Below are 9,871 nucleotides of genomic sequence, written 5' to 3'. Positions count from 1 at the left end.
TCCGGTAATGCTGTACGAACTTTCCTGCGGACAAAACAAAACCCCTACCTGCGTACGCAGATAGGGGTTTCGGAATTTAATCTTGACGATGACCTACTCTCACATGGGGAAACCCCACACTACCATCGGCGATGCATCGTTTCACTGCTGAGTTCGGGATGGGATCAGGTGGTTCCAATGCTCTATGGTCGTCAAGAAATTCGGTAGCCAGGTCGTTATGTGCATAACGCTCCAGCGAATGGGTATGTAATAGATTTGTGTGTTTCGTTTCGAACTTTCGGTTCTTTCGTCTTCACACACCGCAATCTGGCCTCTTTCGAGTTCGCAAATTGCTTGGGTGTTATATGGTCAAGCCTCACGGGCAATTAGTATTGGTTAGCTCAACGCCTCACAGCGCTTACACACCCAACCTATCAACGTCGTAGTCTTCGACGGCCCTTCAGGGGACTCAAGGTCCCAGTGAGATCTCATCTTGAGGCTAGTTTCCCGCTTAGATGCTTTCAGCGGTTATCTATTCCGAACATAGCTACCCGGCAATGCCACTGGCGTGACAACCGGAACACCAGAGGTTCGTCCACTCCGGTCCTCTCGTACTAGGAGCAGCCCCTCTCAAATCTCAAACGTCCACGGCAGATAGGGACCGAACTGTCTCACGACGTTCTAAACCCAGCTCGCGTACCACTTTAAATGGCGAACAGCCATACCCTTGGGACCGGCTTCAGCCCCAGGATGTGATGAGCCGACATCGAGGTGCCAAACACCGCCGTCGATATGAACTCTTGGGCGGTATCAGCCTGTTATCCCCGGAGTACCTTTTATCCGTTGAGCGATGGCCCTTCCATACAGAACCACCGGATCACTAAGACCTACTTTCGTACCTGCTCGACGTGTCTGTCTCGCAGTCAAGCGCGCTTTTGCCTTTATACTCTACGACCGATTTCCGACCGGTCTGAGCGCACCTTCGTACTCCTCCGTTACTCTTTAGGAGGAGACCGCCCCAGTCAAACTACCCACCATACACTGTCCTCGATCCGGATAACGGACCTGAGTTAGAACCTCAAAGTTGCCAGGGTGGTATTTCAAGGTTGGCTCCACGCGAACTGGCGTCCACGCTTCAAAGCCTCCCACCTATCCTACACAAGCAAATTCAAAGTCCAGTGCAAAGCTATAGTAAAGGTTCACGGGGTCTTTCCGTCTAGCCGCGGATACACTGCATCTTCACAGCGATTTCAATTTCACTGAGTCTCGGGTGGAGACAGCGCCGCCATCGTTACGCCATTCGTGCAGGTCGGAACTTACCCGACAAGGAATTTCGCTACCTTAGGACCGTTATAGTTACGGCCGCCGTTTACCGGGGCTTCGATCAAGAGCTTCGCGTTAGCTAACCCCATCAATTAACCTTCCGGCACCGGGCAGGCGTCACACCCTATACGTCCACTTTCGTGTTTGCAGAGTGCTGTGTTTTTAATAAACAGTCGCAGCGGCCTGGTATCTTCGACCGGCATGGGCTTACGCAGTAAATGCTTCACCCTCACCGGCGCACCTTCTCCCGAAGTTACGGTGCCATTTTGCCTAGTTCCTTCACCCGAGTTCTCTCAAGCGCCTTGGTATTCTCTACCCAACCACCTGTGTCGGTTTGGGGTACGGTTCCTGGTTACCTGAAGCTTAGAAGCTTTTCTTGGAAGCATGGCATCAACCACTTCGTCACCCAAAGGGTAACTCGTCATCAGCTCTCGGCCTTAGAATCCCGGATTTACCTAAGATTCCAGCCTACCACCTTAAACTTGGACAACCAACGCCAAGCTGGCCTAGCCTTCTCCGTCCCTCCATCGCAATAACCAGAAGTACAGGAATATTAACCTGTTTTCCATCGACTACGCTTTTCAGCCTCGCCTTAGGGACCGACTAACCCTGCGTCGATTAACGTTGCGCAGGAAACCTTGGTCTTTCGGCGTGGGTGTTTTTCACACCCATTGTCGTTACTCATGTCAGCATTCGCACTTCTGATACCTCCAGCAAGCTTCTCAACTCACCTTCACAGGCTTACAGAACGCTCCTCTACCGCATCACCTAAGTGATACCCGTAGCTTCGGTGTATGGTTTGAGCCCCGTTACATCTTCCGCGCAGGCCGACTCGACTAGTGAGCTATTACGCTTTCTTTAAAGGGTGGCTGCTTCTAAGCCAACCTCCTAGCTGTCTAAGCCTTCCCACATCGTTTCCCACTTAACCATAACTTTGGGACCTTAGCTGACGGTCTGGGTTGTTTCCCTTTTCACGACGGACGTTAGCACCCGCCGTGTGTCTCCCATGCTCGGCACTTGTAGGTATTCGGAGTTTGCATCGGTTTGGTAAGTCGGGATGACCCCCTAGCCGAAACAGTGCTCTACCCCCTACAGTGATACATGAGGCGCTACCTAAATAGCTTTCGAGGAGAACCAGCTATCTCCGAGCTTGATTAGCCTTTCACTCCGATCCACAGGTCATCCGCTAACTTTTCAACGGTAGTCGGTTCGGTCCTCCAGTTAGTGTTACCCAACCTTCAACCTGCCCATGGATAGATCGCCCGGTTTCGGGTCTATTCCCAGCGACTAGACGCCCTATTAAGACTCGCTTTCGCTACGCCTCCCCTATTCGGTTAAGCTCGCCACTGAAAATAAGTCGCTGACCCATTATACAAAAGGTACGCAGTCACCCAACAAAGTGGGCTCCCACTGCTTGTACGCATACGGTTTCAGGATCTATTTCACTCCCCTCTCCGGGGTTCTTTTCGCCTTTCCCTCACGGTACTAGTTCACTATCGGTCAGTCAGTAGTATTTAGCCTTGGAGGATGGTCCCCCCATATTCAGACAAAGTTTCTCGTGCTCCGTCCTACTCGATTTCATGACCAAGAGATTTTCGCGTACAGGGCTATCACCCACTATGGCCGCACTTTCCAGAGCGTTCCGCTAATCTCAAAGCCACTTAAGGGCTAGTCCCCGTTCGCTCGCCACTACTAAGGGAATCTCGGTTGATTTCTTTTCCTCAGGGTACTTAGATGTTTCAGTTCCCCTGGTTCGCCTCTTAAGCCTATGTATTCAGCTTAAGATAACCATCTTATGATGGCTGGGTTCCCCATTCAGACATCTCCGGATCAAAGTCTGTTTGCCGACTCCCCGAAGCTTTTCGCAGGCTACCACGTCTTTCATCGCCTCTGACTGCCAAGGCATCCACCGTATGCGCTTCTTCACTTGACCATATAACCCCAAGCAATCTGGTTATACTGTGAAGACGACATTCGCCGAAAATTCGATTCTTGCTCATAAAGAGCAACTCACAAATTTTACCTTAGCCTGAGCCGTTACCAGTGAAAGTAACGTTCAGTCTATCTTTCTATCACATACCCAAATTTTTAAAGAACGAACTAGTCAAAGACTAGAAATCAACATTCACCATCATCCGATGGAATGCTCATTTCTAAGCTTTATACCGACAGAAGCAGTAGTGGTGGAGCCAAACGGGATCGAACCGTTGACCTCCTGCGTGCAAGGCAGGCGCTCTCCCAGCTGAGCTATGGCCCCGTATTTCTACAGGCGTTTCCCACACAAAATTGGTGGGTCTGGGCAGATTCGAACTGCCGACCTCACCCTTATCAGGGGTGCGCTCTAACCAACTGAGCTACAGACCCAATTTCGGGCTGCTTCTTTCGTCTTCTTCAATGAATCAAGCAATTCGTGTGGGAACTTATGGAGCAGCTGATGTCGTCGATTAAGGAGGTGATCCAGCCGCAGGTTCCCCTACGGCTACCTTGTTACGACTTCACCCCAGTCATGAATCACACCGTGGTAACCGTCCTCCCGAAGGTTAGACTAGCTACTTCTGGTGCAACCCACTCCCATGGTGTGACGGGCGGTGTGTACAAGGCCCGGGAACGTATTCACCGCGACATTCTGATTCGCGATTACTAGCGATTCCGACTTCACGCAGTCGAGTTGCAGACTGCGATCCGGACTACGATCGGTTTTATGGGATTAGCTCCACCTCGCGGCTTGGCAACCCTCTGTACCGACCATTGTAGCACGTGTGTAGCCCAGGCCGTAAGGGCCATGATGACTTGACGTCATCCCCACCTTCCTCCGGTTTGTCACCGGCAGTCTCCTAGAGTGCCCACCATTACGTGCTGGTAACTAAGGACAAGGGTTGCGCTCGTTACGGGACTTAACCCAACATCTCACGACACGAGCTGACGACAGCCATGCAGCACCTGTCTCAATGCTCCCGAAGGCACCAATCCATCTCTGGAAAGTTCATTGGATGTCAAGGCCTGGTAAGGTTCTTCGCGTTGCTTCGAATTAAACCACATGCTCCACCGCTTGTGCGGGCCCCCGTCAATTCATTTGAGTTTTAACCTTGCGGCCGTACTCCCCAGGCGGTCAACTTAATGCGTTAGCTGCGCCACTAAGAGCTCAAGGCTCCCAACGGCTAGTTGACATCGTTTACGGCGTGGACTACCAGGGTATCTAATCCTGTTGCTCCCCACGCTTTCGCACCTCAGTGTCAGTATCAGTCCAGGTGGTCGCCTTCGCCACTGGTGTTCCTTCCTATATCTACGCATTTCACCGCTACACAGGAAATTCCACCACCCTCTACCATACTCTAGCCTGTCAGTTTTGAATGCAGTTCCCAGGTTGAGCCCGGGGATTTCACATCCAACTTAACAAACCACCTACGCGCGCTTTACGCCCAGTAATTCCGATTAACGCTTGCACCCTCTGTATTACCGCGGCTGCTGGCACAGAGTTAGCCGGTGCTTATTCTGTCGGTAACGTCAAGACACCAACGTATTAGGTTAATGCCCTTCCTCCCAACTTAAAGTGCTTTACAATCCGAAGACCTTCTTCACACACGCGGCATGGCTGGATCAGGCTTTCGCCCATTGTCCAATATTCCCCACTGCTGCCTCCCGTAGGAGTCTGGACCGTGTCTCAGTTCCAGTGTGACTGATCATCCTCTCAGACCAGTTACGGATCGTCGCCTTGGTGAGCCATTACCTCACCAACTAGCTAATCCGACCTAGGCTCATCTGATAGCGCAAGGCCCGAAGGTCCCCTGCTTTCTCCCGTAGGACGTATGCGGTATTAGCGTCCGTTTCCGAGCGTTATCCCCACTACCAGGCAGATTCCTAGGCATTACTCACCCGTCCGCCGCTCTCAAGAGGTGCAAGCACCTCTCTACCGCTCGACTTGCATGTGTTAGGCCTGCCGCCAGCGTTCAATCTGAGCCATGATCAAACTCTTCAGTTCAAACATCTTTGGGTTTTTAAGAAACCCTAAACTTGGCTCAGCAATCGTTGGTTACATCTTTGATTTCTCGCGGAGTAACTTGTGATGCTGATAATCTTGTTGACTATCAGTCTGACTCCACAAGCACCCACACGAATTGCTTGATTCAGTTGTTAAAGAGCGGTTGGTTAAGATCTTTCGTCTCAACCGAGGCGCGCATTCTACAGCAGCCTCTGTTGCTGTCAAGCGGTTATTTTCAGAAGTTTTCAAAGTTTCCTTTGTAACTTCAACCACTTGCGCTTTCGATCTCTCGTCAGCGGGAGGCGAATTCTACAGCGTTACACGCTGCTGTCAACACCTCTTTTTCAACTCCTTTCGGGCTTCGATGACCTGAAGCCGCTCGCTGCCGAAAACTGCGTAACTCTTTGTTTACCAAGGAGTTTTCCGTTTCGACTGCGCCGGAAGTGGGGCGAATTATAGACATCCAGAATCTGCCGTCAATCTTTAATTTCACAAATGTGTCATATAGGCCAAAAAAGCCCAGAAACACGAAGGCCAGCCCAAGGGGCCGGCCTTCTTCCCTTCTACTTACAAGCTAGGGAATGCGAATTGCGAAGCTTCATGGCTCGCACGTTGTGGCCAGCGCTGGGTGATGGCTTTGCGGCGGGTGTAGAAACGCACACCGTCCGGGCCATAGGCATGCAGATCGCCGAACAGCGAACGCTTCCAGCCACCGAAGCTGTGATAAGCCACCGGCACCGGCAGCGGTACGTTAACGCCGACCATGCCCACTTCGATTTCATCGCAGAACAACCGCGCCGCTTCACCGTCACGGGTGAAGATGCAGGTGCCGTTGCCATATTCGTGATCGTTGATCAACTGCATCGCCTCTTCCAGGCTGTTCACCCGAACGACGCACAACACTGGCCCGAAGATTTCTTCTTTATAGATGCGCATCTCTGGCGTGACGTTATCGAACAGGCAGCCACCCAGGAAGAAACCTTCCTCATGACCGGCCACACTCAGACCACGACCATCGACCACCAGGGTCGCGCCGGAAGAAACACCGTCTTCGACATAACCGCTGACCTTGTCGCGCGCCTGACCGGTAACCAGCGGCCCCATGTCCAGACCACAGGTAGTACCCGCACCGATTTTCAGCGCCTTGATCTGCGGCACCAGTTTTTCCACCAGCGCATCCGCCACCTGGTCTCCGACGCACACAGCCACCGAGATCGCCATGCAACGCTCGCCGCAAGAACCGTACGCCGCGCCCATCAGTGCGCTGACCGCGTTATCCAGATCCGCATCCGGCATCAGCACCGCATGGTTCTTTGCGCCGCCCAAAGCCTGAACACGTTTGCCGCGCTTGGTGCCTTCGGCGTAGATGTATTCGGCAATCGGTGTCGAACCGACAAAGCTCAGCGCTTTGACTTCCGGCGCTTCGATCAGCGCGTCCACGGCAGCCTTGTCACCGTGCACGACGTTCAGCACGCCTTTAGGCAGTCCGGCTTCCAGCAACAGCTGAGCGATCAGCAGTGTGGAACTTGGATCGCGCTCGGACGGTTTGAGGATAAAGCAGTTACCACAGACGATCGCCAGCGGGTACATCCACAGCGGCACCATCGCCGGGAAGTTGAACGGGGTAATACCGGCCACCACGCCCAACGGCTGGAAGTCCGACCAGGCATCAATGTTCGGGCCGACGTTCCGGCTGTATTCGCCCTTGAGGATTTCCGGCGCAGCACAGGCAAATTCAACGTTCTCGATGCCGCGCTTCAATTCACCCGCAGCATCTTCCAAGGTCTTACCGTGCTCTTCGCTGATCAGTTGAGCAATGCGTGCTTCGTTCTGTTCCAGCAATTGCTTGAAGCGGAACATCACTTGGGCACGCTTGGCCGCCGGCGTGTTGCGCCAGGCTGGGAATGCAGCCTTGGCCGAGTCGATGGCTTTCTGAATGGTTTCGCGGCTGGCCAATGGCAGCTTGTGGATCGCCTGGCCGGTAGACGGGTTGAACACGTCGGCCGTGCGACCGTCTTCGGTCACCAGTTCGCCATTGATCAAATGCGGGATAAGGCTCATGTAGCGCTCCTGAAAAGTTGTCCACAGGCGCCCGTTGAGGGCGCCTCTATATAGAAGAGAAAATCAGTCGATTTTGTTCAGCACTTCGCCGACCGCGTCGAACAGACGATCAAGGTCTTGCGGCTTGCTGTTGAAGGTTGGGCCGAACTGCAGGGTGTCGCCGCCGAAGCGCACATAGAACCCGGCCTTCCACAGCGCCATGCCCGCTTCGAACGGACGCACGATCGCGTCGCCATCACGTGGCGCGATCTGGATGGCACCGGCCAAACCATAGTTACGAATGTCGATGATGTTCTTCGAACCTTTCAGACCGTGCAGTGCGTTCTCGAAGTGCGGTGCTACTTCGGCCACGCTTTGCACCAGGTTTTCCTTTTGCAGCAGGTCGAGTGCTGCCAGGCCAGCGGCGCAAGCCACCGGGTGCGCGGAGTAGGTGTAGCCGTGTGGGAATTCCACTGCGTACTCAGGCGTCGCCTGGTTCATGAAGGTCTGGTAGATCTCGGAGCTGGCAATCACTGCGCCCATCGGAATCGCGCCGTTAGTGACTTGCTTGGCGATGCACATCAGATCCGGGGTCACACCAAAGCTGTCGGCACCGAACATCGAGCCGGTACGGCCAAAACCGGTGATCACTTCATCGAACACCAGCAGGATGTTGTGCTGATCGCAGATCTCGCGCAGACGCTTGAGGTAACCCTGTGGCGGAACCAGTACGCCAGCGGAACCGGCCAGCGGCTCAACGAATACGGCGGCGATGTTCGACGCGTCGTGCAGTTCGATCAACTTCAGAAGCTCGTCAGCCAGGGCGATACCTCCCAGCTCCGGCATGCCACGGGAATAGGCATTGCTCGCCAGCAGTGTGTGCGGCAGGTGATCGACGTCCATCATCGCCTGACCGAACATCTTGCGGTTGCCGTTCACACCGCCAAGGCTGGTGCCGGCGATGTTCACACCATGGTAACCACGGGCGCGACCGATCATTTTGGTCTTGGTCGCCTGGCCTTTCAGACGCCAGTAAGCGCGGACCATTTTCACTGCGGTGTCAGCACACTCGGAGCCCGAGTCGGTGAAGAACACGTGATTCAGATTGCCCGGCGTCAGGTCGGTGATTTTCTCAGCCAGTTGGAACGACAGCGGATGGCCGTACTGGAAGCCTGGCGAGTAATCGAGGGTGCCCAATTGCTTGGATACCGCTTCCTGGATTTCCTTACGGGTGTGCCCGGCGCCGCAGGTCCACAGACCGGACAGCGAGTCATAAACTTTGCGGCCCTTGTCGTCGATCAGCCAGCTACCTTCGGCGCCCACGATCAGACGCGGGTCGCGCTGGAAGTTACGGTTGGCGGTATAGGGCATCCAGTGAGCATCAAGCTTGAGCTGGCTGGCCAGGGAAGACGGGGCGTTTTCAGGCAAGTTCATGGGCGAAACCTCGCAAGGCAATAAGCGGCGTAGAGATCAAAAGCGTTCTTGCAGCTAAATTGCCACGGAGATAAAGTCGGTGAAATCCAACTTTTCTAACGTTCAGTCAGGCTGTCACTAAACTATGAGTACGCGTCGTCCCGATCCACTGGCGCAAGTCAGCGACTTTGATATCCGCTTGCTGCGGATCTTTCGCAGCGTGGTCGAGTGCGGCGGCTTCTCTGCGGCGGAAAGTGTGCTGGGGATCGGGCGCTCGGCCATCAGCCAGCAAATGAGCGATCTGGAACAGCGCCTCGGCTTGCGTTTGTGTCAACGCGGTCGCGCCGGTTTTTCCCTGACCGAAGAAGGTCGCGAGGTGTACCAATCGGCCTTGCAGTTATTAAGTGCGCTGGAAAGTTTTCGCACTGAGGTCAACGGCCTGCATCAACACTTGCGTGGCGAGTTGACCATCGGCCTGACCGATAACCTGGTCACCCTCCCCCACATGCGCATCACCCACGCCTTGGCACAACTGAAAGAGCGTGGCCCGGACGTGCAGATTCAGATCCGTATGATCGCGCCAAACGAAGTGGAACAAGGCGTGCTCGATGGCCGCTTGCATGTAGGAGTAGTACCGCAGGCCAGCGCGTTGTCGGGGCTGGAATATCAGCCGCTTTACAGTGAACGTTCACTGCTGTACTGCGCGGTTGGCCATCCACTGTTTTACGTCGATGACAAACAACTCGACGACGAACGTTTGAACAGTCAGGACGCCATCGCGCCGACCTTCCGCTTACCCGCGGAGATCCAGGCCCATTACCAGGCGCTCAACTGTACCGCCAGCGCTTCGGACCGTGAAGGCATGGCGTTCCTGATCCTGACCGGGCGTTACATCGGTTACCTGCCGGATCATTACGCCAGCCTCTGGGTGCAACAAGGTCGTTTGCGTGCGCTGAAACCGAAGGCACGTTTCTATGACCTGAGCCTTGCATCGGTCACGCGTAAGGGCCGTCGTCCGCATTTGGTACTGGAAAGCTTTCTGGAAAGCCTCGCCGCGACGCGCTGAACAACACACCAAACCTGTGGGAGCCGAGCTTGCTCCGGCGGCGATCCGACGATGGCGTCAGGTCAGTCACT

At 54.4% G+C, this 9,871-nt stretch carries 3 protein-coding genes, 2 tRNA genes and 3 rRNA genes; 1 reads left to right on the top strand and 7 read right to left on the bottom strand.

What is annotated here, in order from left to right:
* Positions 1 to 80: 80 nt before the first annotated feature.
* The 7 genes from rrf to ACWGZX_RS17895 form a co-directional block, all read right to left on the bottom strand.
* Positions 81 to 196, bottom strand: a 5S ribosomal RNA gene (rrf, locus tag ACWGZX_RS17925).
* A 148-nt stretch (positions 197 to 344) separates the two neighbouring features.
* Positions 345 to 3,235: ribosomal RNA gene (locus ACWGZX_RS17920) — 23S ribosomal RNA — on the bottom strand.
* Between the two features lie 248 nt (positions 3,236 to 3,483).
* Positions 3,484 to 3,559 (bottom strand) — tRNA-Ala (locus ACWGZX_RS17915).
* 30 nt (positions 3,560 to 3,589) lie between these two features.
* A tRNA-Ile gene (locus tag ACWGZX_RS17910) sits at positions 3,590 to 3,666 on the bottom strand.
* 81 nt (positions 3,667 to 3,747) lie between these two features.
* A 16S ribosomal RNA gene (locus ACWGZX_RS17905) occupies positions 3,748 to 5,281 on the bottom strand.
* Together the 16S, 23S and 5S rRNA genes with 2 tRNA genes alongside form the textbook arrangement of a ribosomal RNA operon.
* Positions 5,282 to 5,848: 567 nt before the next feature.
* The gene (locus ACWGZX_RS17900) at positions 5,849 to 7,342 is read right to left on the bottom strand and encodes a CoA-acylating methylmalonate-semialdehyde dehydrogenase (protein ID WP_027921834.1); all 1,494 of its coding nucleotides are present in this window, start codon (positions 7,340 to 7,342) and stop codon (positions 5,849 to 5,851) included.
* Between the two features lie 63 nt (positions 7,343 to 7,405).
* Entirely contained in the window at positions 7,406 to 8,755 is a 1,350-nt protein-coding gene (locus ACWGZX_RS17895; RefSeq protein WP_452624826.1) for an aminotransferase class III-fold pyridoxal phosphate-dependent enzyme, read from the bottom strand.
* Between the two features lie 124 nt (positions 8,756 to 8,879).
* Here ACWGZX_RS17895 and ACWGZX_RS17890 point away from each other — a divergent pair, with 124 nt between their 5' ends.
* Positions 8,880 to 9,800 (top strand): LysR family transcriptional regulator, encoded by a 921-nt coding sequence (locus ACWGZX_RS17890; RefSeq protein ID WP_007940170.1) that lies wholly within the window; start codon positions 8,880 to 8,882, stop codon positions 9,798 to 9,800.
* Positions 9,801 to 9,871: the final 71 nt, after the last annotated feature.

It is taken from the genome of Pseudomonas sp. CLCA07, from assembly GCF_053615335.1.
This window is presented reverse-complemented; position numbering and strand designations above follow the sequence as displayed.